This window comes from Sorangium sp. So ce362 (assembly GCF_051519845.1).
Classification (GTDB): domain Bacteria; phylum Myxococcota_A; class Polyangia; order Polyangiales; family Polyangiaceae; genus Sorangium.
In genome coordinates, this window is sequence record NZ_CP150332.1 from 5,394,217 (window position 1) to 5,417,859 (window position 23,643).

Here is a 23,643-nt window from a genome sequence, read left to right on the forward strand (position 1 = left end):
GATCACGAGCTTGCCGACGTGCTCGCCCCGGGCGCTCGCCCTGCCGCTGACGATCAGGAGCGGCGCGAGGGCTACCTGTGCATCGCGATGTCGTTGCGGGGGAACGGCTTGATGCGCCGGGTGAGCCTCCCCGCGGACGGGGTCGACGGGGTGGGCTTCACCCGCCCTGGGGACCGCGCGGGGCGCGCGGTGGGCTTCTTCTTCGCGCCTGGCCGGGTCGCCTCGCTCCCAGGCGTGTTCTCGGGCCGCTCCGGCGTGGCGCCGGCCTGGACGGGCTCCGGGAGCTCCGGCGCGAGCAGCAGCCGCGGCGTATCCACGACGCTGGCGAGGAGCATCGCCTCGGTCGAGCCGGTCAACCCGGCGCCGCGGGAGGCGACGGCCGCGAGCGCGGCGCCGTCGGCGGGGGACGCGATGTGCCGGACGCCGAGGAACAGGCCGACGCCTGCGACCACGGCGCCGACGGCGACGATCGTGGCGAGCCGCACCGAGGGCCTGAGCTTCTTGCGGCTCGAGGTCGCCATCAGGACCGTCGTCGAGCGATCGGGGGCGTCTGCCTCGCAGGGATCCGTCTCCGTCAGCGCGAACGTCCGGGGCCCCGGCGCGGGGTGGCGCCGGGTGACCGCGCTGTCCTGCTCGCTCGTGATCCGGGACGTGGGCAGGATCTCCGCGCCGGCGTCTCGGGCTGCGGAGTCCCACGACTCGGCGCTCCGCTTGCGCGAAGAGAGCGCCCGCTCCAGCGCGTCAGCCATCTCCCTGGCGGATCCGAAGCGCGCGCTCGGGTCGAACTGCAGGGCCTTGCGCATCCAGTCGTCGAGGGCGGGCGGCGCCTCGGGCCGGAGCGCGCTCGGCGGCCTGAACTTGCCCGTGTGCACGGAGAGCGTGAGCGCCACCAGCGTATCCCCGCCGAACGGGGCCTGCCCGGTGATCGCGTGGTAAGCCACGACGCCGAGCGCCCAGAGATCCGCGCGAAAATCGAGGTCCTGCGAGCTGATGAGCTGCTCGGGGCTCATGTAGAGCGGCGTCCCCACGACGTTCCCCGTCGAGGTGACGCCCAGGTCCCGGGCCCGCTTGGCGATGCCGAAGTCGAGCACCTTGACGAAGGTCTCCCCGTCCACCTCGGTCAGGAACAGGTTGTCCGGCTTGATGTCGCGGTGGACGATGCCGAGCCGGTGCGCCTGCCCCAGCGCCTTGGCCGTCTGCGCCACGATGCGCGCCACCTCGCCGAGCGGCAGCCGGCCCAGGCGGCGGATGCGGGCCCTGAGGTCCTCGCCGCGGAGGAGCTCCATCGCGATGTACGGCATGCCCTCCGCCGTCAGCCCGTGATCGAGGACCTGGGCCACGTGCGGGCTCGTGATCTGCGCCGCCGCGACCGCCTCTCGCCGGAATCGCTCCACGTAGCCCGGATCGTCCGCGAACTCGGGCGACATGAACTTCACGGCCACCTGCGCCTTCAGCGAAAGGCGATCGGCGACCCATATGCTCCCCATCCCGCCCCGCCGGAGAATGCGTACGAGCCGCAGCGCAGGGGTCACCATCTGTCCGGTGTGCAGGGGCATACCTCTGCTACTCCTTCTCGAAGAGGCCCGAGCCGGTGGTTCGTGTCGGCTCTAGCCGATAACTCGCGTAATTAGATCATTACGACGCCTTCATTGCCCCTGCAAGAGAAACAAGTGTTCTCCGCAACGTCGTGATGTCGCATTGTTGAGATTCCCACTTCCCACGACCGCACGGATCCCGCGGAGGGTCCACGCGTGATACCGCCGGGCTCACGGCATGGACGGACACCTGGAATGCACCGATGTCGGCGCACAGGCGCACAGGCGCACAAATATCATCCAATCGGTCGAGTCCACGTGACGACACGCACGATGTAAGGAGATTCCGGAGCCGCGCTCCGCCGCGCGCCGCACCGGTGGCCTGACGGAGCGAGAGGCGGGTCGTGCCACACGGCGGGTCGCCCCTCGCCCTGGGAGCGGAGGCGGCCGTGAAGATCAGCGTTGAACGCGAGGATGGGGAGAGACGCAGAGACGCCCAGCGACAGAATGCGAACGGGCGAGGACGAGATAGCCGGGATCGGCGAGCGGCGCGCCGCGCGCTCTCGAGCTCAACCCTTGGAGGGCTTCGGCCCGAGCGGGCCCCCGTCGCCCGGCATCCGCTCGTAGACGCCGGGGTGCGAGGCGGCGAGCCACTGGTTCACGTGGCTCATCACCTGCGGGCGCTCGGTCCTGAGCTGCAGGTAGCGCTGGCCGCGCGGGACGAGCACCTGCTCGGTCAGGTTGCCGCCGAACTGCTCCGCCAGCACCTGCACGACCGACGCCACATCGAAGAACTTGCAGCTGAACAGATCGAAGAACGCCTCTTCGCTGTCGGGGAAGATGTGCAGCGTGATGTGCGACTCCGCGATCATCACCATCGCGCTGATCACCGGGGCCCCATCGCGCGTCGCCGTCTTCACCACGAAGGGGCGCATGATCGGGGTCATCCCGATCTTCGACGGCAGGCTATCGAAGATGTCGAAGAGCGTGTCGAGCGAGGTGGGCCCGCGGTACGGGCTGAACTGCAGGAAGAGGTGGGGGCCGAAATCGGCATCGGGGCTCACCACCTCGTGCCCCCTGCGCTCCTGGAGATCGCCGCCGTCGCCGCGATCGACCGTCTGCGTGAACACGCTGCGGCAGGGGAGCGTCGTCTGGAGCATCAGCTGAACGCGCTGGGGATCGAACGCCCCCGGGTACACGAGATCCGCGAAGAAGCACTCGCGGAAGCTGAAGGTGTGGATGGTGAGGTGGCCGCCGAGCAGCAGCACGAAGGCGCTGATGCCGCAGTCCTCGGCCACGACGCCGTTGTAGTACGGGAGGATGAACGGAGGCATCACCGGCTTCAGCCGAAGCACGCCGGGCACCTCCTCCAGGAGCTCCTGCGCCAGCTTCACATCGTCAAAACGGCTGCGGAAGCCGTGGAAGCCATCCATCGTGAAATGGGTGAGGTTCTTGCGTGCCTTATCCATGTTGCCCCTTCGTCGATGAGTTGAGCGATGCTACTCCACGCGGAGCAGGCGCGAGCGGAGAAATTTCGCGAGCTGCCTTTCATCCGCACATTCGTGTGCGCCATCCGATGATCAGGTGGGGAAGCTGGATACAAGCATGGCTGTCGTGCGGCCATGGCCCGCGATCCGCCGCCGCTTCGCCCATCGGCTCACCTCGCCGTGCACGATGAGCTCGCCGGGACGGCGCACGATACGGCAGCGCTCGCCCGCCGCCGGGCTCCCCCTCTTGGAACGGTCGCCGCCCCCGCTGCGCAGCGGGGGCGGCGAGGCCCGCGGGAAGGCAGGAGACGCTTGACTTCAAAAAAAGTCTTTCATTTCGCTTCCAGGCGGCGTGATGACTGGCTTCCAGCCCACGCGCCGAGTCGCTTCCGGACCACGCGACCGGCGGCGCGCATGTCGGTCAGGCAGCGCAGGAGTCGTGGAACTGGACGATATCGATGGGACGCTCGGCGTCCAAGGCGGGCCTGTCTTGCGCGCCGCGCGCGGGGCGCTCGAAGCCCCCTTTGCGGCGCCCCGAGGCCGTTTCCCCGCTCCCCAGCGCGGCGCGGCGCGCGCGCTCCCCCCGGGGATCACGCGCTGCGACAGGCGGGTTGGCCCCGGAAGCGAGCCAGAACCTCTCTCGCTTTCGGGATGCCGGCACACTGAAAGAGTCCACGAGGACGGCCCGGACGCCCTCGGGGGCGCGCGTTGCGCCGGCGGAGGAAATCCACCTGTTGTGGATCAGGTGGCGGGGTGCGATAAAAATTGAAGCCCAGGTGTCATCCATCGTTGCCCCGACGCGCGCACGCGTAGAATCGCTGGAGCCATGACCCGATCCCCCTCCGACAAGGACGCGCACAAGAAGGCACCGGTCAGCCCCGTGTCGTCGCGAGGGACCCCGCCGGAGACGATCCCGGCGCGCGGCAACACCATCGGCAGCTACGTGCCTCCGGCGCCGCACCCGGCGCGCAACAACAACAGCAGCGGCCTGCCGCCGGGGCCGGCATCGAACCGCGGCGGCAGCACCCTCCCTCCCCCGCAGGCCGCGCCGCCCGCGGCGCGCGGCAGCCACTTCCCGACCGACGCGCGCGTGCGGCGAGAGCGGCCGAGCGCCTCGAACGCGCTGCACGGCAGCCACCCCGCGCAGGACGCGCGCTGGCGCGAGCGGTCGATCGGCGCGGGCGGCGCGGGCGGCGCGGGCGGCGCGGGCGGCGCGGGCGGCGCGGGCGCGGCGCGCGGCGGCCAGGCGCTGCAGGATCCGTTCGATCGATGGGACCCGCCGGAGGGGCCGCTCGCGATGCCCGCGACCGAGCCGCCGAGCTCGCGGGCGCCGGAGATGTCGCGCCACGACGACGCGGGCCGCGGCCACGCGCCGGCCTCGGCGCCGGGCAGGCGCGCCTCGCCCGTCGGCCCGCCCTCGGCGCACCAGCCGTCGGCCCGCCCGTCGGCGGGGCGCGAGCCGCAGCGGCTCCACGAGCCGCACGGCGGGGGGCACGACCCGTACACGCCCATCAACCAGATCCTCGGCTACACGCGCCTGCTCGTGGCGTCGCTGCAGGGCAAGGTCGCGCCGCAGCACATCGAGGACATCCGCAACATCGAGCTCGCCTCGCGCAAGCTGCTCGGCATCGTGCAGGCGATGGAGAACGGCGATGAGGACGCGCCCTCGAGCGTGAACCTCAACGTCGCCGCCCCGCGCGAGGAGCCCGCGCTCCAGGCCGAGATCGAGGGCGGCGGGCGCGGCGCGATCCTCGTGGTCGACGACAGCCGCGGCAACCGCGACGTGCTCTGCCGCGTGCTGCAGAACAACGGCTTCCGCGCGGTCGCCGCCGAGGACGGCCCCCGCGCGCTCGGGCTCGCCGCGCGCGAGCGGTTCGACGCCGTGCTGCTCGACGTGAACATGCCCGGCATCAGCGGCCTCGGCGTGCTCTCCGCGCTGCGCCAGAGCCGGTCGCAGGCGGAGCTGCCCGTGATCATGGTGACCACGCGGGGCGCGAGCGAGGACGTCGTCGAGTCGCTCAAGCTCGGCGCCAACGACCACGTGACGAAGCCCATCGACTTCGACATCCTGCTCGGGCGCCTCGACACGCAGCTCACGCTGAAGCGATCGCGCGAGCAGCTCTCGCAGCTCGCCGGGGAGCTGTCGGTCAAGAGCGAGTTCATCCGCAAGACGTTCGGCCGCTACCTGAGCGAGGACGTGGTGAACCGCCTGCTCTCCTCGCCCGAGGCCCAGCTCCTCGGCGGCGAGGAGCGCGTGGTCACCATCATGATGACCGACCTGCGCAGCTTCACCACGATGACCGAGAACATGCCGCCCGAGGTCGTCATGCGCCTCTTGAACGGCTACCTCGGCGAGATGGCGCGCATCATCGTCTCGCGCGGCGGCACCATCATCGAGTTCATCGGCGACGCGATCCTCGCGCTCTTCGGCGCGCCGTTCGCCACGGGCGACGACACCCGCCGGGCGGTCGCGTGCGCGCTCGAGATGCAGATCGCGATGGACGTGGTGAACGAGAAGAACAGCGCGGAGGGCCTGCCGACGCTCCAGATGGGCGTCGCGCTCAACACCGGCCCGGTGATCGTCGGCAACATCGGCTCCGAGGCGCGCACGAAATACGGGGTGGTCGGCTCGCAGGTCAACCTGACGTCCCGCATCGAGTCGTGCACGGTGGGCCGTCAGATCCTCATCGCGGACACCACGCGCCGCGCCGCCGGCGCCGGCATCCTGCTCGGTCAGAGCCACGCGCTGGCCGTCAAGGGGTTCTCGCACCGCGTGCTGGTCCACGAGGTGCTGGGCCTCGACAACCCCGAGCGGCTCTACCTGCCCGAGCGGCGCGTCGAGATCCTCGCGCTCTCGTCGCCGCTGCCGGTCGTGTGCGCGCGCCTCGCGGGCAAGCGGGTGGAGGGCGAGCCGCAGTCCGCCTTCATCCTCGGGCTCTCCCCGTTCGGGGCGGTGCTGCGCTTGCACCCCCGCCCTGCGCCGTTCACCAACCTCCAGCTCCACCCGTCCGTGGCGCTCGCGGAGCAGCTCGGCGGCGAGCTGCACGCGAAGGTGATCGAGCTCGACCCGCGCGCCGAGGACGTGGTGCGCATCCACTTCACCTCGTCGCCGCCGGGGCTCGCCGCGCTCGTGCAGGAGCTCCACCGCGCCGAGGCCTAGCGCCTCGGCGCACAGAGAAGCTCGTTGCCGGGTGTACCGCACGTGTTGCCGGGCCGCCCGGCCGCCTGGTTCCCATCATCCTGCTGCGATCTCGATCACGATCCTGCCGGCGGCGGTGCGCGCCGCGATCGCCTCATGGGCATCGCTCGCGGTCTCCAGGGTGAAGCGCCGCGGATCCAGCCGCGGCCTCAGCGCGCCGGCCTCGGCGAGCCCGGTCGCCTGACGCAGGATGTCGCCGTGATGGGCCCGCCCCTTCCCGGTCAGCAGCGGCATCAGCGTGAAGACGCCCGAGTAGGTCGCGCCGCGGAACGACAGCGGCGCGAGCGAATGGGCTCCCCATCCCAGGCAGCTGACGACGTGACCATGATAGGGGCGCACCGCATGGAATGAGGCATCCAGGACGGCGCCGCCCACCGTGTCGTAGACGATGTCAAAGCCTTCACCGTCCGTGTGGGCAGCGACGTAATCCTCCACCGAGCTCTTGGCGTGGTCGATCGCCGTCGCACCGAGCTTCGAGATGAGCGCTGTCCTGTCCGCGGAGCCTGTCGCGAACACCTCCGCTCCGCGCGCTCGGGCGAGCTGGACGGCGACGTGGCCGACGCCGCCAGCCCCGCCATGAATGAGCACCTTCTGGCCGGCGCGGACATGGGCCCGATCCACAAGGCCTTCCCAGGCGGTGATGAACACCAGCGGAAGCGCGGCGGCTTCGCGCCAGGTCAGGTTGGCCGGCTTGATCGCCAGGAGGTCGGCGTCCACCGCGGCGAAATCGGCGAGGGAGCCCTGCAGCCCGCCGACACCGCCTGTCATCCCGTAGACCTCATCACCCGGCTTGAAACGGTCGACATCCGGCCCCACCGCCTCGACGACCCCGGCGAGATCGATGCCCAGCACGGCCGGCAGCGGCATCCTCGCGTGCGCCGCCTGTCCGGCGCGGATCTTGAGATCGAGCGGATTGACCCCGCTCGCCTTGATCCGCACAAGCACCTGGCCCTTGCCAGCAACGGGGCGGGCGATGTCGGTCCGCTGGAAGGGGGAGCCGAAGCTCTCCAGAACGAGCGCCTGCATCAAGGAGGTGTTCACGGTCGTCATGACGATGTTCCTCGCGGTGGGTGGAGCTGACGCCTGCAGGATGGATCGAGCGGAAGTGAACGAAAACGGACGATCTTGCACGTGCGCCGTACAGGAATATATCGTGCAGCAGGGTCATGGAGTAGAGCGACATCAGGATCTTTCTTGCGGTCGCGCGGGCCGGGACGCTGGGCGGCGCGGCAGCTCGGCCAGAGCCATCCGACCATGGGACGACGCCTCCGCGCGCTCGGGGAGGCTGTTGGACACCCCCTCTTCCAGCGCACGAGCGACGGCTTCGTGCTGACCGAGCCGCCCGAGCGCGACGTCTGGATCGGCTATCACCATGACCTGCGGGGGCTGGCTCGGCTGCGCGCGCTGCTCGACGCGACGTTCTCGCGCTTTGCATGACGGGCATCTCGCCTGCGCTCCAGGTGGTGAAGGAGCGCATTGCGCACACCGGGCCTCGGTCAGGCGCGGCCAGCGCCCCGGCCTCGGCCGCACGGGAGTGCCCAGGCAGGACCGTACGGCGCGATCAAGGCATTCCTTGTTGACGGCGAACCCGAGAGAAATCATGACGCGTGGAAGAAGAGGAGATAATGACCATGATCAATAGGCCTTGGATTATCGTTCTCGCCGCGCTTTCCCCCGTCATGGGCTGCACCAGCGAGCCGGAGGGCACGAATCCTCGGGTCGAGGCCCCCGAGGCGGGACCGACGTTCCACAAGGACGTGGCGCCCATCCTGCAGAAGCGCTGTCAGGGCTGCCACTCGCCCGGCGAGATCGCGCCCTTTGGCCTGACCGACTACGCCGACGTGAAGCAGGTCTCGAGCCGGATCTGCGCCGATCGAGGAGCTCCCTGTCCTGAAGACCGGCGATATCATGAGCGCGCGTTGCCTCTACGACAACACGATGGACAATCCCTTCGTGAGGAGGGCGCTCCAAGAGGAGCACCTCACCGCTCCGAGGGATATCGTCCTCGGCGAGAGCTCGCTCGACGAGATGTGCATCGGCCTCTTCAACGGGCTCGTCAAGAACTGACGGGCGCTCGGCCCGCCCGCTCTATCGCCGGGCCTCGGCGGCCTACGCCGGCGGCGGCCTCTCATGGCCGCTCGGTCAGCTGAAGCGCGCCCGGATCGGCGCCGGGCTCTCGCAGATCGGGCACGCGTCCGCGCGTTCGGCGATCTTGCCGCAATCCTTGCAGTCGACGCGGTAGCCGTGGAACCCGGGGTCGTGCAGCTCGACGCTCGTCTGCGCCTTGTTCGCGCGCTTTCCTTCGTACTTCACGCGCGCTGGCACGAACGCGATGAAGCGCACCTCGATGTGCTCGCACCGCGGGCACCGCTCCGGCGCCGCGTACGCGTTGGTCGTCGTGAGCCCGCGCGCGAGGCCGCCTTCGTCGTGGCACCGCGGGCAGCGATCGTCCTTGAACAGGAGGTGCTGGCACGCGCCGCACGCGATCTCGTACAGCCCGTCGACGAACATCTCGCCCTTGTAGACCCACTTGACCGGGCCGACGGGCTCGCCCTCCATGAGCGGCACGAGCCCGTCCACGTAGGAGCGCAGGTCGAGCTGTCGTCCCCCGCACGAGGGACACCCCGCCTCGACCATCTCGGCAAACGCGCGCTCGGAGAGCCTGCTCATGTGCGCCGCCTTCTAGCACGGCTCGGCGGCGCGCGTGCCCCCGGAGGAGGCCGTGAGCGTCGCGAGGCGCGATCCCGGGCACATCGACAAGTCATCCATGCATCGACCCGCCCCGCGACTTCACGCAGATCCCGGCGGAGGTCCAGGCGCAGCACTTCCCGCCCTACCTCGCTCGACGCCGCGTGAGGGAGCGCGCGCAGGCGGGCCGGGCGGTGGCCCCACCGCGCCGCGCCGCGAGCGCCTCCGGGTCCTTTTCGGCCGGGCGTTTCCGGCCCACACTGCCGCCATGCGCGACGACGACAGCTCCCGGCTCACCGCGAGGACCCTGGCTCACTACGAGGATCACGCCCTGTCGTTCTGGGAGGGCACGCGCGACCACGACGTCTCGCAGAACCGCGCCGCGCTGATCGCGGCGCTGGAGGGGGCGGGCCCGTTCACGATCCTCGATCTCGGCTGCGGCCCCGGGCGCGATCTCGCGGCCTTCCGCGCGGCGGGGCACCTCCCGATCGGGCTCGACGGGTCGGCGCCGTTCGTCGAGATGGCGCGGCGGCACGCCGGGTGCGAGGTGCTCCACCAGGACTTCCTGCACCTCGATCTCGGGGCCGAGCGCTTCGATGGGGTCTTCGCCAACGCGTCGCTGTTCCACGTGCCGGGCCGCGAGCTGCCGCGCGTGCTCCGCGAGCTCCACGCGGCGCTGCGCCCGCGCGGCGTCCTCTTCAGCTCGAACCCGCGCGGCGACGATCGAGAGGGGTGGTCCGGCGATCGGTACGGCTCCTACTGGTCGCTCGAGCGGTGGCGCGAGCACGTGACCGCCGCCGGGTTCGAGGAGATCGAGCACTACTACCGTCCGGCAGGCCGGCCGCGCGAGCAGCAGCCGTGGCTGGCGTCGGTGTGGCGCAAGCGCTGAGAGAGCGGCGGTATCGTCGAGCCGCGGCCCGGCACGCCGGCTCCACGGCAACGGCGCCGGCGGTCAGTGCGCCCTGATCGCGTGCGGGCGCGCCGCGGGCGGGCGCGCGGCAGGCGCGCCGGCGGCGGATCCGCGAGCCACCGCCGGGGCCAGGACGACGATCACGAGGACCAGCGCCACGACCAGGACGAGCCCGCCGCGCAGGGTGAGGTGGTCGGCGATGAGGCCGATGACCGGCGGCCCGACGAGGAAGCCGCCGTAGGACATGGTGGCGAGCGTCGCCAGCGCCCTTCCAGGTGCGACGCCTGGGGCGCTCGCCCCCGCGCGGAAGACAAGCGGCACAACGATGGACAGGCCGGCGCCCACGCACGCGAAGCCCAGCAACATGGCGGCGGGCACGTTGGCGATCAGCGCCGCGCCCAGCCCGCCCGCGACAAGGAGCCCGGCCGCGCGCACGAGCCGCGCGGCGCCGAAGCGCTGCGTCAGCCCGTCCCCGGAGAACCGCCCGAGGAGCATCGCCAGCGAGAACACGGCGTAGCCGGTCGCCGCCACGGCCGCGGTGGTGTGGAGCTCGTCGCGGAGGTAGACGGCCGACCAGTTGGCCATCGCGCCCTCGCCGATGGAGGAGCAGAACGCGATGAGGCCGAGCAGGACGAGCCGGGTCGAGCGACCCTCCCCGGGGGCGCCCGCGGCCGCCGCGGCCGGGGCCTCGGGGCGCGCATCGGCCGAGAGCGCCCCGCCCTCGGCGGTGACCGCCGCGGCGAGGACGGCGGCGACGGCGAGGAGGTGCGCCGCGGGCGACAGCGCCCGGTCGGCCGCGAGCGCGCCGAGGGCCGCGCCGATCAGGCCGCCGAGGCTGAACATGCCGTGGAACGAGGCGAGGATCGGCCGGCCGTGGCGCCGCTCGACCTCGACGGCCTGCGCGTTCATGGCGACGTCCATGAGGCCGTTGCTCACGCCGAGCAGCAGGAGCGCGGCGACGAGCGCGGCGAAGGAGGGCGCGAGCGCGGGCACGGGCAGCGCCGCGCAGAGGAGCACGGCCGAGACGCGGGTGACGCCCCGGCTCCCGAAGCGGGCGATGAGCGGCCCGGCAGCGCGGAAGGCGAGGATCGCGCCGCAGGCGATGCCCAGCAGGGCGAGGCCGAGCGCGCCGTCGCTCAGCCCGAGCCGCTCGCGGACCGCGGGGACGCGCGCAGCCCACGACGCGAAGGCGATGCCGTTCGCCACGAACATGACCGAGACGGCACGCCGGGCGCGCGCGACGTCGTCGACGGGCGCCGGAGGCGCGCGCATCACGGCACCCCCCGCGCCGAGCCGGACGAGGCGCCGGTGCCGGGCGGACCGGGGAGAACCGTCCAGCGGACGGTATGGAAGGCAGGAAAGGCAGGGAGCCTCCCCGAATCTTCGTGCATTATCGTGAACATCAAGGAAGAATCATGCAGCCGCACGCGGCCGAATCAAGTAATTACCTGCACAAACAGGAACAAACGTGCAAAATAGCGCAGACACCTCCGGCCTCATGGTCGCCGAGCGGCGGCGGCATATTCTTGCGACACTGGAACGCGACGGAAAGGTTGTGGCGGCCGAGCTGAGCCGCGCCTTCGGCGTCTCGGAGGACACGGTCCGGCGCGATCTGCGCGAGATGGCGAACGAGGGGCTGCTGCAGCGGGTGCACGGCGGCGGCCTGCCGCTCGCCCGGGTGAGCCCGAGCTTCCCTGCGCGCGAGCGGCAGCAGCCCCGCGTGAAGGAAGAGCTCGCGCGGGCGGCGGCCACGTTGATCAAGAAGGGTCAGGTCGTGTTCATCGACAGCGGCACCACCAACGTGGCTGTCGCGCGCCACCTCCCGCGCGATCTCGAGGCGACGATCGTGACCAACAGCCCCCCTGTCGCGATCGCGCTGTCCGAGCACCCGCGCGTGGAGGTGGTGCTGCTCGGCGGGCGCATGCGCAAGGATCCGCTGGCCGCGGCCGACGCGGTGACCATCGCGGGCGTGCGCCAGATCCGGGCGGACCTCTGCTATCTCGGCGTGTGCACGCTGGATCCGACGTTCGGCATCACCACGGTGGACCTGGACGAGTCGTACGTGAAGCGGGCGATGGTCGAGGCCTCGGCCGAGGTGATCGCGCTGGCCACCGCGGACAAGCTAGGCACGGTGTCGCCTTACGTCGTCGCCCCGCTGGACGAGCTCACGTGGCTCTTCACCGAGCGCGGGGTGTCGAGGGAGGCGCTCGCGCCCTACCGGGAAGCGGGAGTCACGATCACACAGGCGCTCGAGGCGGATCCGGCTTAGCCACTCTCGCAGAGGTGCAACTCGTCACGTGAGCGCTTTCCGGGAAAGCCCGACCCCCTGCCATCGCCCTACAGCAACCCAGGGAGCAGCCCCAGGACATCGCACGTCAGGCCCCCCGAGGAGAGCGCGACGAGGGGCTCCAGGCTCGACGCGATCGACTCCGGGTAAACCCCGCTCCCGGAGGCGCGGCAGGTCGGCGCGCCCGCGCGGTCCCGGGTGCAGACCGCATCCCAGCGGCCGAGCAGGGTGAGCCTGCACGTGGGCGACTGCCCGCAGATCCGCTCGAAGGTCTTCGCGCTCAGGGCCACGCCGCAGTCGTCGATCAGCGAGTTGTCGGCGCAAGCGCTCGGCCAGGTGCCTGCCCTGCCCGGTCCGGAGGAGCACCGCACCCGACCGCGAGCAAGCAGAAGCAGCTCAACCCGGCAGCGTAGTTCCGTGAGCGAAGCATCCGCCGTCCTCCAGTTCAGGCGCACATGTGTGCGCCTCACACCGGCTTGTGAGCGACTCTTGTTGGCTGTCAGCAACTGGTAGCAATCCCGATCCGCAGCCGCGTCCGCCGGTCGCCGCGCCCGGCGACCGAGCCCCTCCTGCGCCCGGGTCGCTGGCTGCAGCAGGCGGCACGTGCTGGCTGGAGAAGGCAGCGAGCGCCCGCGCCAGTCGGCCGGTCACCGCCCCGCGCTCGCTGGACGGGCGAGCGCGATGGCGTCGGACAGGATCCAGAGCCCCACGCCGATCAAGACGAACGGCAGCGCCGCGCGACCGTGGCGCCGGATGCGGCTGCCCAGGATCGGGTGGTGGACGAGGTGGTGGCCGAGCGCGCAGAAGGCGCCGGTCAGGACCGCGAACACGGCCGCGTGGAGCGGGACGTGCCCGGGGGTGCTGGAGAACAGCGGGATGTAGACGCCGAGGTTGTCGCCGCCGTTCGCGACGGTCACGCTCGCCACGGCGAGCGCCTTGAAGCGCGCCGCGCCGCCGCGCGGCTCCTCGGCGTCGTCGTCCCCGGCGTCGTCCGCTTTCGCGGGGCCGGTGCCGCGCCGGAGCGCCCAGAGGCCCCGCACGCCGAGCGCGATGGGCACCAGGCCGAGCAGGCCGATCCACCCGTCCGGCACGCGGACGGCGAGCAGCGCGCACGCGACGCTGGCCATCACGAGCGCCCCCATGCCGAGGAGCTGACCGGCGACGACCTGGCGCGGGGTGAAGCCAGGATCCGCGAAGAAGGCCGAGATCAGGAGGAGGTCATCGATGTTCGTGGAGATAAAAACGACCACGCTCACCCCGAGAGCCGGAAGGATCTGCTCCATGACGCGCCCGCGGACGTAGCACCTCCCGCTGCCCGCGACCGCTCGACGTGGGCGCGACCGCGGTCAGGGTCGGCGCCGCCTCGGCCTGCGCCTGCGGGAGCGCCGTCGGTCGCTCCGGGGTAGACCCTCGTGGCCACCGGAGCGGACCGCGCCTGTGCAGGGCGACGGGCGACGAGCCGCGCGCTCGTGTAATGGAGAGACCATGGCGACGATTCCTCAGCCCGTGGAGCCGCCCAGGGCGACGGCCGCGCCCGCTGCGACGGCCGCGCCCGCCACGCAGAGCGCCCGGACGGACCTCCCGGTGCAGGGCATGACCTGCGCGGCGTGCGTGCGCCGCGTGGAGAAGGCGCTGCGCGCGACGCCCGGCGTCCAGGAGGCGACCGTCAACCTCGTGACCCAGCGAGCGACGGTCGCCTACGACGCGCAGGCGACCACGCCGGCCGCGCTCGCCCGCGCCATCGTGAAGGCAGGCTACGAGGTGCCCGAGGTGCCCGAGGCCCCCGCCGTCGACGGCACCCGTGCGGCCCCCGACGCGACCGTGCGCTCCGCGGTCGCCCCGCCGCCGCGCCCTCATCCGGCCGCGTCCGAGCGCGCCGCCGCCATGGACGCGGCCGAGCAGAAGGAGCAGCGGACGCTCCGGCGCGACGTCGCGATCGCCGCCGTGTTCACGGCCCCCCTGCTCGTCGTGGCCATGTCCCACGGCGCCATCCCGGCGCTCGAAGGCAGCTTCGGGCGCTGGCTCTCGCTCGCCCTCGCGACGGTCGTGGTCATCGGGCCGGGACGCCGGTTCTTCCGCCTGGCCGCGAGCGCGCTCCGGCACCGCGCCGCGGACATGAACACCCTCGTGAGCCTCGGCACCGGCGCCGCCTGGCTCTACTCGACCGCCGCCGTCGTGGCGCCCGGCCTCTTCCCGCACGCCGAGCACGGCCACCTGCCGCCCGTCTACTTCGAGGCCGCGGCCGCGATCGTCACCTTCGTGCTGATCGGCAAGCTCCTCGAGACGCGCGCGCGGAAGCGGCTCGCCGACGCCGTGCGCGGGCTCGTGGCGCTGCAGCCGAAGACCGCGCGGCGCATCCGCGGCGACATCGAGGACGAGGTGCCCGCCGCAGCGCTCGCGCCCGGCGACCTCGTGCTGACGCGGCCGGGCGAGCGCATCGCGACCGACGGAGAGGTGGTCCGCGGCGCGTCGGCGGTCGACGAGTCGATGCTCACCGGCGAGAGCATGCCCGTCGACAAGACGACGGGCTCCGCCGTGCTCGGCGGGACGCTCAACCAGAGCGGCGCCCTCACCTTCCGCGTCACGAAGACCGGCGCGGACACCGCGCTCGCGCGCATCGTCGAGGCCGTCGAGCAGGCGCAGGGGTCGCGCGCGCCGATCGCCCGCCTCGCCGACGTGGTGAGCGGCATCTTCGTCCCCATCGTCGTCTCCGTCGCGTCGCTCACCTTCGTCGTGTGGCTCGCGGTCGACCCGACCGCCGCGGGCCTCGCCACGGCGATCGAGCGGTTCGTCGCGGTGCTCGTGATCGCCTGCCCGTGCGCGCTCGGCCTGGCCACGCCGGCGGCCGTGGCCGTCGGGACGGGGCGCGGCGCGGAGCTCGGCGTCCTCGTCAAGGGCGGCGCGGCGCTCGAGGCGGCGAGCCGCGTCGATACGGTGCTGCTCGACAAGACCGGGACGCTCACCTCGGGGCGACCCGAGCTCACGGACGTCGTCGCCCACGCGGGCCTCGGCGAGGCGGAGCTCCTCGGCCTCGTGGCGGCCGCGGAGCACGAGAGCGAGCACCCGGTGGCGCGGGCGATCGTCGAGGGCGCGCGCGGCCGCGGCGTCGGCCTCCCGCGGGCCTCGGCGTTCCGCGCGGAGATCGGCCACGGCATCGAGGCGCGCGTCTCGGGCCGCCTCGTGCGGGTCGGCACCGCGGCGTGGCTGCGCCGGGCGGGCATCGACACAGACGTGCTGGAGGCCGAGGCCGAGCGCCTCGCCGCGCAGGGCCGCACACCGTCGTTCGTGGCCATCGACGAGGGGCTCGCGGGGCTCGTGGCGGTCGCCGACCGGCCGACCGAGGAGGCGCGGCGCGCCGTCGCGGCCATGAGGCAGCTCGGCGTCGACGTGGCCATGGTGACCGGCGATCGCGCGGGCGCCGCGCGCGCCGTCGCCGAGGAGCTCGGCATCCGCGTCGTGTTCGCGGAGGTGAGGCCGGAGGACAAGGCGAGGATCGTCCGCGAGCAGCGAGCCGCCGGCCGCCGGGTGGCCATGGTCGGCGACGGCATCAACGACGCGCCCGCGCTCGCCGGCGCGGACGTCGGGATCGCCCTTGGCAGCGGCGCGGACATCGCTGTCGCGTCCGCCGACGTGGCGCTGCTCCGCGGCGGGATCGCCGGCCTGCCGGTGGCGCTCGGGCTCGCGCGCGCCACGCTGCGCACGATCCGCCAGAACCTCTTCTGGGCGTTCGTCTACAACGTGCTCGGCATCCCCATCGCGGCGGGCCTCCTGTACCCGTTGACCGGGTGGCTCCTCTCCCCCGTCCTCGCGAGCGCGGCGATGTCGCTGTCGAGCGTGTCGGTGCTCGCCAACTCCCTCAGGCTGCGCGCGTTCGGTCGCGGCTAGCCGGGAGGCCCCGCGGCGCCCGCGCGCCCTCTCGCCTGCTACCGCTGGCGGAGCCGCCAGTGCAGCTTCCAGTCGGACGGCGCGAGCTCCGCGCCGACGGTGTCGCAGCACCGCTCGTACACCCCGCGCGTCCGCGCGTCCTCGAAGAAGGGGCACCGCCGTCGCTCCCGCTCCCCGGTCGACGCCTGTTGCCGGAACACGCAGAGCCCCCTCTTCCGCCGGGGATCCTCGCGCCGCCCGTCCTCCTCGTCCTTCCGGATCATCTCCATGAACCCGTCCCGGTGCTCGTCGCGCCGCCCCGGCCGCTGCTCCTGGTAGCTCCGCCACTCCATCGCGATCCGGGTGCGGCGGCAGCCCGACGCGATCATCTCCCCCTGCTTGCGCTCCTCGAAGCCGAGGTACGACTTGAACGCGAAGGGGTGCTCGTAGATCGTGTACGTCGGCGAGATCAGATCCATGTCCGCGAGGATGGCCTGCGGCCGCCCCGCGCTGCGCAGGATCGGGTTCGCGGCCTCGGCCAGCGCGTTGATGTGCTGCTGCGCGATGAGGGTCTTCTCCACCTTCTCGTCCTCGCCGATCGCGTGGGAGCGCAGGAGCGCGAAGATCAGGCCCTCCTCGTCGCGCCAGCGGGCGGCGGCGGCCTTGCCGCGCAGGAACATGGGCGACGTCAGGCTGAGCAGGAGGACCCGGTGCTCGGCCGCGCCGATCCACCGGGTCTCGGGCTTCGCGCTGAGCCGCCTCAGGTACGAGAACGCCGTGTCGCTCGGGAAGTTGTTGAAGATGCCCCCGTCGGCGAACAGGTCGTCCGCCCTGCCCACGCTGTCGCGGCCGAAGATCTCGCGGCGGCTCCGCCTGCGGAACGCGAGCGGGAACGACGCGGCCGCGAGGCACGCCTGCACCGCCCTCGGCGACGGCCGCTCCGGATCGAGCTCGTCGTCGTACCCGAACGACTCCGGGACGCCGCGGGTGTGGTTGGTCACGCTGAAGATGTAGCGAACGCGCTCGCTGCTCGAGTGCAGCTGCAGCGTGGGGTCCCCGTCGCCGAACACGATGCGGCGGAGGTGGCGCTCGAGGTTCTCGAAGCCGATGATCTCGCCGCGATCGGGGTGATCCGGCTCGAAGCAGCCGAGGCTCGCGGCGATCGCGTCGAGCGGCGCCACCGCCTCGTCCAGCCGGAGCCGGGCGAGGCTCAGGAAGAACCCGCGGAGCGCCTCGTAGTCGCTCGCGCGCGACGGACCGCCGGGGAACGCGCGGGGCGAGCCGGCCCCCGGGCCCGGCGCGGGGGCGAAGAGGAGCGCCTCGGCGCCGAGCCGCAGCTTCTCCCAGCGCGCCCACGCCGCGGCCGACGTGAGCCTCGGGGAGGCGAAGACATCGACGATCTCGCGGGGCGTGAGCTCGCGCAGCGGCCGCACCGCCTCGGAGCGCCACCGCTCGGCGATCGTCTCGCGGATCCGGTCGACCCGCCCGCGCGGCGCCTGGCCGCCGCCGTTCCGGAGGCCGAGCTGGCCGGCGATCGAGGCGAGCCACGAGGCGGCGCGCCGCGCGGGCGGCGGCGCGGGCGGGTCGCCCACCGCGTCGATCCAGGAAGGCACGGTGTAGAGGAGCTGGATCACCTCGGCCAGCGTGTTGCGATCGCGCTGACTCGAGCCGTCCTGACGCTTCAGGCAGGCCTGGAGCAGGTAGGAGAAGATCGTCCCCACGGAGGCGCCGGCGTAGAGATCGGGCTCGATCTCGCACCCCTTCAGCGCCGCGATCGCGCCGACCTGGAAGGCGCCGAGGAACACGCCGCCCGCGGGCACGATGACGGTGAGCGGCGCCGGCGGCGCCGTCGCGCCCTCGACTCGCCGTTGCTCTTCATGAAACGGGGCGAAGTCGTTGACGCCGCGCGCGTCGCCGCGCGGCGGGCGGGGAAAGAGCTGGCCCGGGCAGTGGGCGCAGACCTTCTTCAGCGGCTTGAAGTAGTCCGCGATCGGCGCGCCGTCGCGCGTGCCGCCCTGGTGCGCTGCGCGCGCTGCGTCGAGCACCTCGCGGCACGGGGCCGACGGGCGGTCCTTGCAGAGCTCCCCGATCTTCGGGGCGAGGAGCACCTCGAGCGCGCTCCGGCACCCCGTCGCGCTGGCCTCCGCGAGGTCCTGTTCCCTGGGCACGCTGACCGGGATGAACGGCAGCGCCGCTCGCGGGGCGATCTCGGTGATCCGGACCGGCACGTACGCGCCGCCGGAGGCGCGCTGCGGGACGGTCGCGCCGGCCTCCTGGAGGGTCTGGATCATGTCGGTGATCATCTCGACCACGCGCGAGATGTACTGCTGGTCCACCCGGCTCCGGAGCAGGAGGTTGTGGAGCGCGGGCATGAAGAACGAGGTCTCCTCGGGCGGGGAGACCTCGCCCGTCGGATCGCTGTACACGGCGAAGAGCCGGTAAGGCTGCTTCGGAGCGCGCTTCAGCCCGGCCCAGTGGGTGACGGCGGGCGAGAGCGGATCCCGCTCCACCTGCGCGGCGTCCATGAGCAGGTCCTCGGGGCGCAGGTGGGGAGGCATCGCGCCGAAGAGCTCCTTCATGTGCACGCCGGGGAAGACCGGCGCGAACGCGCAGCTCGCGCGCAGCGCGGCGAAGAGGTTGGCTCCCGAGAAATCGCGGCGCCGGCCGGGTCGCTTGCCGATGAGCTCGAGGCGCGGGGTGCCGTCGCGCCTCCGGTGGGAGGAGAGGTTCGCGACCTGGAAGAGGAGCGCGGTGTTCTCGAGCTGGTCGAAGCGGGTCTTCCAGCCCGACGGCGCATGCCGCGCGATGGCCTCGCCGAAGTGGGTGTCCACCACGCTCCCTTCCACGAGCGCGCGGCGCATGCCGTACGCCGTGAGGAGCTTCTGGGCGAAGCGCAGCGAGAGATCCTCTGTCACGCGGTCCGCGCCGATCTGACCGCGCAGGAGCGCGAGCAGCTGGCCGTCGCGCCAGAGCGCCTCGGCGGCGTCGCCGCTGGTCTCGAGCGCCGCGCGCAGGACGCAGGATCGGAGGTGGGGCGGCAGCGCGCACACGAGCGACACCCAGGCGCTCGGCTTGCCGGAGAGCGCCGCGCCGAGGCGCTCGACGACCTCCCCGAGCGGAAGGTCGATGTCCACGAGATCACCCGCGAGGCGGCCGAACGGGCCCTCGGAGAGGCAGGTGAGGATGTGCTCGCCCGGGTTCCTCATCCACGCGTCGAGGTGCTCCGAGACGAGCGCGAGCCGCTCCGCCTGCGACCTCACCTCGCCGGCGATCGCGAGCACGGTGCCGGCGAGGCAGCCAGCGCTCGTGCCCACGACCGTGCCCGGGTAGTAGCCGCAAACGACGAACGCATGGACGACGCCGGCCATGTAGACGCCGCGCAGGCCGCTCCTGCCCAGCGCGATCCCGGCGTGCTCGTCGTGGATCGGGAGCGGCTCGCTGGAAGGGAAGATGAACGATCTGTCCGGCTCGCTACGCGAGTTCATCAGTCCATCCTATCCGAGCCGGGGTCATTCACCTAGAACACCGGACCGGTTGAAACCGCGACAGAATCGACGGGAAGGTGGCCGGCACACGAATGCAGACGAATCACGATCACCCCGACTCCTCAGCAGGACGTGCGCGCCCGAGGCCGAATCGACGACCACGCGATCTCGCGCGCGACGTCCCCCCCGACCGGGCCGGGATCGTCACCGAGGGCCTCGCCGCGAGGAGCGCGGGGGGCGCGCTGGCAGACATGGATCAGGGCTCGCTCGCCTGCGTCATCCTGCAGCGCAACGCGGCGCGCAAGAGGCCGGGCGAGCCGTCCGCAGCCGTCAGGTCGAATTTCCCCGGGGGTCGGCTTGCGTCGGAGGCGCTCAGCCCGGACGCTCTGCCGCATGGGCGCTCCATGGCACGCCCACGCGCGCGCCGCGGGAGCACTCCCCCGACGCCGTTCGGGTGAATGTTAGAAACAGCGAGCGCACCGAAGCATCAGAATACGGAGGAACTATGCGAACTTACCGAAGACATACTGGCACAGCCATTGCTTTTGCTCTATCCCTTGTAGCTCAGACCGCTGATGCGGCGGTCACCGTCAACATCCTTCAGCCGAGCAACACGATCATCGACGGTGGCACGGTCCCGGTGCGCGTCGCCGCGTCGTCGCCAGAGGACATCTACTACGTCGAGGCGGAGTTCGAGGGGCTCACCATCGAGCTCGCGCCGACGGGAGACGGCTACTTCGAGGGAGCGTTCGATCTCGGCGAGCTCGGTGGCGACCTCCCCTACGGCCCTTATGTCGTGACGGTCAACGCATACAGCACGTTCGGCGAGGCGGCGAGCGACCAGGGCACCGTGCACCAGTACGCGCCGCCGATCATCGCGTGGAACGTGCTGCCGCACGAGGCCCTCACGGCGGACAAGCGCTTCGATGCGAAATGCATCCCGACGCCGCCGTACGAGTGCACGAGCCTCGCGGCGACGTTCCGCAGCGACGAAGGAGGCGGCTACACGCTCTTCGCCGAGAGAGATTGGCCCTACCCGCAGCCTGTGCCGGGGCGGCTCTACGTCAAGGAGGGGGCGTACGGCTATTCCGGCGCGATCCCCTCGGGCAGAACGTACACGCTCACGATCGAGGCCAGCGACCGCGTGGGGCCCACAATCACCAAGACGATCGGCCCCATCCACGTCGACCGGAGCCCGAGGCTCACCGTCGTCCAGCGCGCTCCTGGCAGCATCCTCGATTTCGATGCCACGCGGTTTCTCTTCGTGGATTCTTACCGGCGGCTCGGGATCTCCGATCGGAACACGCAGCAGGTGACGTGGATCGAGACCATCCCGGAATGGGCTGGCCCGCTCAGCGCGACCTACGGGGCGCTCACGCCGTCGGGGTCCGTGCACCAGTCGCCGACCGGCTACATTCTCTCCTGGGTCGACGGCGTTCGACGCCAGATCTCGAGCGTGAACAACGCGCCACGCCTCGACGCCGTGAACGGCGACACCGTCGTGTGGACGGCGTACGGTGACGACCGGGCCTTCGCGCACTCGCTGTCGACGGGCACGAACCGGTCCCTCTGGCACGTCCCGGGGAGCCGATCGCCGTTCCAGGCCGACGTTTCGGCCTCGGGCGACATCTTCTTCGGCACCTACGAGGGAGCGTCCATCGTCGGGCCGGGCAATGCGCTCCTCGGGGATCACGCGGGCAACCTGCAGCGGCCGATCGCCGACGGGACGAACGTCGTCGGCCGGTGGTGGGATGGGATGACGAGCTCGAGCTACCTGTACACGGCAGATGGCGAGGAGGTGTTCCTGGGCGACTCGCTCACCAACACCTCGGCCGGGCTGCTGGCGCACGCGGGCTACGCCGCCTTCCTGAAGAGCGACGGCGAGGTCAACCAGGTATGGCTGCGGACCCCCGACGGCGAGCAGCACCCGATCAGCGACTTTCCGACGTCGAGCCAGTTCGATCAAGCAAAGCTCCGGGTCGGCCATGACGGCCTCAGCGACACCGGCGAGGTCCTGTTCTTGAACGACGGCAAGCGCTATATCGGCCGGCCCGGGGGAGCGCCCGAGAACATCAGCACGAGCCTCGGGCACGCTCGCTGGGTCGACGGGAGCTGGCACGTGGCGATCGGCAACACGCTGTTCCAGGTCTCGAGCCCGGAGGTCGCCGTCGCGCGGCTCGCCGCGCCGGGGATCGGGGCGTTCGCGCCGGCGGAGGGCCTCGGCGAGCGCCATGAGCTGTCCACCTCGTTCGCCGAGGACGCGGTGCTCGATTCGACGGTGTGGGCTCGGGATCTGCACGAGCCCGACGCGATGCCGGCGCTGGACGACGGCTCCCTGCTGCTGGGCGACGTCGACGAGGACACGGGCGCCGACATCGCGCCGGCCGGGGCGGGGTGCAGCACCTCTGGCCCGGCGGGCTCTACCGGCGGCGTCGCTGCGCTCGCCGCGGCGCTCGCGGGCCTCGCGCTCGCGCGCCGGGGCCGCGCGCGGCCGTAGCGCGCCCCGCGGCGCCTCGCCGCTGGCGAGGGGTCCCGGGACCTCCGGAACCCCGCCGACAGAGTAGCCCGCGTCCGCGACGTCTGATATAACGGATGTTCGTCCACGGTCTGGCCTGGTCCGGCTCGACGCGCGGAGCCGCCGGGCGATGAAGCGCATCGGCTCGGCAACGGATCGCCGTTCATGGTCTCATGTCGCGAGCATCGCGCGCCCGCCTCGCCGGGACCGGCGGCGGCGCCTGGAAGGACACGCGACCCCCCCGAAATCAAGGAGATCCAGCGCATGCGATTTCGTCCGGATCCCACGTTCTACCCGTCGCCGCGCCTGGCGATGGAAGCGCCGCCCGAGCGGCTGGCCTACGTGACCGCGTTCGACGCAGGCGCCGCGCTGAAGCGCCCGGGCAACCTTCGCCACGACGCGCTCACGGTCGTCGACCTCGATCCGAGATCGCCGGCGTATGGCACCCTCGTCTCGGTCAACGAGGTGCCGACCTACGGCGACGAGCTCCACCACTCGGGCTGGAACGCGTGCAGCGCCGCCCTGTGCCCGTACGCGCCGCACCCCCACGTGGAGCGCCGCTTTCTCCTGCTCCCGGCGCTCCGCTCGTCGAACATCTTCGTCTTCGACGTCAAGCGGGACCCGCGCCGCCCCGAGCTCGTCCACACGGTCCGGGCCGAGGAGATCGCCAAGCGAGCGGGCTACTCGCGCCCGCACACGCTGCACTGCGGCCCCGACGGCATCTACGTGAGCGCGCTCGGCAACCCCGAGGGCGAAGGGCCGGGCGGCATCTTCGTGCTCGACTGCGAGAGCTTCGATGTGCTCGGCCGCTGGGAGATCGACCGCGGGCCGCAGTTCCTCCACTACGACTTCTGGTGGCACCTCGGCCACGATACGCTCCTCACGAGCGAGTGGGGGACGCCGAAGATGATCGAGGACGGCGTGAATCCGGAGCTCCTGCTCGGCAAGAAGTATGGCAACAGAGTTCACGTCTGGGACCTCCGCAAGCGCAAGCACCTCCAGGCGCTGGAGCTCGGCGACGAGCACCAGATGGCGCTGGAGCTCCGCCCCGCCCACGACCCGACAAAGGCCTACGGCTTCGTCGGCGTCGTCGTGAGCGTCAAGGACCTCTCCGCCTCGGTCTGGCTCTGGCATCGCGACGGCGAGAGGTGGGCGATCCGCAAGGTGATCGAGGTGCCGGCCGAGCCGGCCGAGCCCGACCTCCTGCCCCCGCTGCTCAAGGGCTTCAAGGCGGTCCCTCCCCTGATCACCGACATCAATCTCTCTCTCGACGACCGGTTCCTCTACGTGTCTTGCTGGGGCACGGGCGAGCTCCGCCAGTACGACGTGTCCGACCCGTTCCACCCGAAGCTGACCGGCTCGGTGCACCTCGGGGGCGTCGTCCGCAGGGCGGCGCACCGCCGCTCCGGGCCGCTGCGCGGCGGGCCGCAGATGGTCGAGGTGAGCCGCGATGGGCGGCGCATCTACTTCACGAACTCGCTCTACGCGTCCTGGGACGAGCAGTTCTATCCGGAAGGCGTCGGCGGCTGGATGGCCAAGGTCGACGCGGCGGCCGGCGGCGGCCTCGCGCTCGACCCCGAGTTCTTCGTCGATTTCGGCCCCTTGCGCCCTCACCAGGTGAGGCTCGAGGGGGGCGACGCGTCCTCGGACTCGTTCTGCTATCCCTAGCTCGC

The 23,643-nt window shown here is 71.9% G+C and carries 15 protein-coding genes and 1 pseudogene; 8 read left to right on the forward strand and 8 right to left on the reverse strand.

The window, feature by feature from the left end:
- Window positions 1-71: 71 nt before the first annotated feature.
- A complete protein-coding gene (locus WMF17_RS20995) occupies window positions 72-1,556 on the reverse strand; it encodes a serine/threonine-protein kinase (RefSeq protein ID WP_437650886.1) in 1,485 nt (494 codons plus the stop codon).
- 548 nt (window positions 1,557-2,104) lie between these two features.
- Window positions 2,105-3,004, reverse strand: a complete 900-nt coding sequence (locus WMF17_RS21000; protein ID WP_437603863.1) for an S-adenosylmethionine decarboxylase — start codon at window positions 3,002-3,004, stop codon at window positions 2,105-2,107.
- An 844-nt stretch (window positions 3,005-3,848) separates the two neighbouring features.
- On the opposite strand from WMF17_RS21000, the gene WMF17_RS21005 reads away from it, so the two are divergent.
- Complete coding sequence (locus tag WMF17_RS21005; RefSeq protein WP_437603864.1) at window positions 3,849-6,182, forward strand: response regulator; 2,334 nt, start codon at window positions 3,849-3,851, stop codon at window positions 6,180-6,182.
- 75 nt (window positions 6,183-6,257) lie between these two features.
- Here the strand turns inward: WMF17_RS21005 and WMF17_RS21010 are convergent, their stop codons facing one another.
- On the reverse strand, window positions 6,258-7,247 hold the full coding sequence (locus tag WMF17_RS21010; protein ID WP_437604281.1) for a zinc-dependent alcohol dehydrogenase family protein: 990 nt from the start codon (window positions 7,245-7,247) through the stop codon (window positions 6,258-6,260).
- Window positions 7,248-7,402: 155 nt separating this feature from the next.
- Between WMF17_RS21010 and WMF17_RS21015 the strand changes: the two are divergent.
- Window positions 7,403-7,559: pseudogene (locus tag WMF17_RS21015) on the forward strand (helix-turn-helix domain-containing protein); the annotation flags it as partial.
- Between the two features lie 570 nt (window positions 7,560-8,129).
- Entirely contained in the window at window positions 8,130-8,288 is a 159-nt protein-coding gene (locus tag WMF17_RS21020) for a hypothetical protein (RefSeq protein WP_437603865.1), read from the forward strand.
- A 75-nt stretch (window positions 8,289-8,363) separates the two neighbouring features.
- Here the strand turns inward: WMF17_RS21020 and WMF17_RS21025 are convergent, their stop codons facing one another.
- Entirely contained in the window at window positions 8,364-8,891 is a 528-nt protein-coding gene (locus tag WMF17_RS21025; protein ID WP_437650888.1) for a hypothetical protein, read from the reverse strand.
- 286 nt (window positions 8,892-9,177) lie between these two features.
- On the opposite strand from WMF17_RS21025, the gene WMF17_RS21030 reads away from it, so the two are divergent.
- On the forward strand, window positions 9,178-9,798 hold the full coding sequence (locus WMF17_RS21030; protein WP_437650890.1) for a class I SAM-dependent methyltransferase: 621 nt from the start codon (window positions 9,178-9,180) through the stop codon (window positions 9,796-9,798).
- A 63-nt stretch (window positions 9,799-9,861) separates the two neighbouring features.
- Here WMF17_RS21030 and WMF17_RS21035 read toward each other — a convergent pair whose 3' ends face one another.
- Complete coding sequence (locus WMF17_RS21035) at window positions 9,862-11,091, reverse strand: MFS transporter (RefSeq protein ID WP_437650892.1); 1,230 nt, start codon at window positions 11,089-11,091, stop codon at window positions 9,862-9,864.
- A gap of 196 nt (window positions 11,092-11,287) precedes the next feature.
- Here WMF17_RS21035 and WMF17_RS21040 point away from each other — a divergent pair, with 196 nt between their 5' ends.
- Window positions 11,288-12,088, forward strand: coding sequence for a DeoR/GlpR family DNA-binding transcription regulator (locus WMF17_RS21040; RefSeq protein ID WP_437650893.1), 801 nt, complete (start codon window positions 11,288-11,290; stop codon window positions 12,086-12,088).
- A 68-nt stretch (window positions 12,089-12,156) separates the two neighbouring features.
- Here the strand turns inward: WMF17_RS21040 and WMF17_RS21045 are convergent, their stop codons facing one another.
- Together WMF17_RS21045 and WMF17_RS21050 are read right to left on the reverse strand one after the other, a co-directional pair.
- Complete coding sequence (locus tag WMF17_RS21045; protein ID WP_437650895.1) at window positions 12,157-12,477, reverse strand: hypothetical protein; 321 nt, start codon at window positions 12,475-12,477, stop codon at window positions 12,157-12,159.
- Between the two features lie 276 nt (window positions 12,478-12,753).
- Window positions 12,754-13,389, reverse strand: coding sequence for a cadmium resistance transporter (locus WMF17_RS21050; RefSeq protein WP_437650897.1), 636 nt, complete (start codon window positions 13,387-13,389; stop codon window positions 12,754-12,756).
- 202 nt (window positions 13,390-13,591) lie between these two features.
- Between WMF17_RS21050 and WMF17_RS21055 the strand changes: the two genes are divergently transcribed.
- The gene (locus tag WMF17_RS21055; protein ID WP_437650899.1) at window positions 13,592-15,991 is read left to right on the forward strand and encodes a heavy metal translocating P-type ATPase; all 2,400 of its coding nucleotides are present in this window, start codon (window positions 13,592-13,594) and stop codon (window positions 15,989-15,991) included.
- Window positions 15,992-16,029: 38 nt separating this feature from the next.
- Here WMF17_RS21055 and WMF17_RS21060 read toward each other — a convergent pair whose 3' ends face one another.
- On the reverse strand, window positions 16,030-19,455 hold the full coding sequence (locus WMF17_RS21060) for a patatin-like phospholipase family protein (protein WP_437650901.1): 3,426 nt from the start codon (window positions 19,453-19,455) through the stop codon (window positions 16,030-16,032).
- 505 nt (window positions 19,456-19,960) lie between these two features.
- On the opposite strand from WMF17_RS21060, the gene WMF17_RS21065 reads away from it, so the two are divergent.
- Together WMF17_RS21065 and WMF17_RS21070 are read left to right on the forward strand one after the other, a co-directional pair.
- A complete protein-coding gene (locus tag WMF17_RS21065) occupies window positions 19,961-21,952 on the forward strand; it encodes a hypothetical protein (protein ID WP_437650903.1) in 1,992 nt (663 codons plus the stop codon).
- A gap of 282 nt (window positions 21,953-22,234) precedes the next feature.
- Entirely contained in the window at window positions 22,235-23,638 is a 1,404-nt protein-coding gene (locus tag WMF17_RS21070; protein ID WP_437650905.1) for a selenium-binding protein SBP56-related protein, read from the forward strand.
- The last annotated feature ends 5 nt before the right edge of the window (window positions 23,639-23,643 follow it).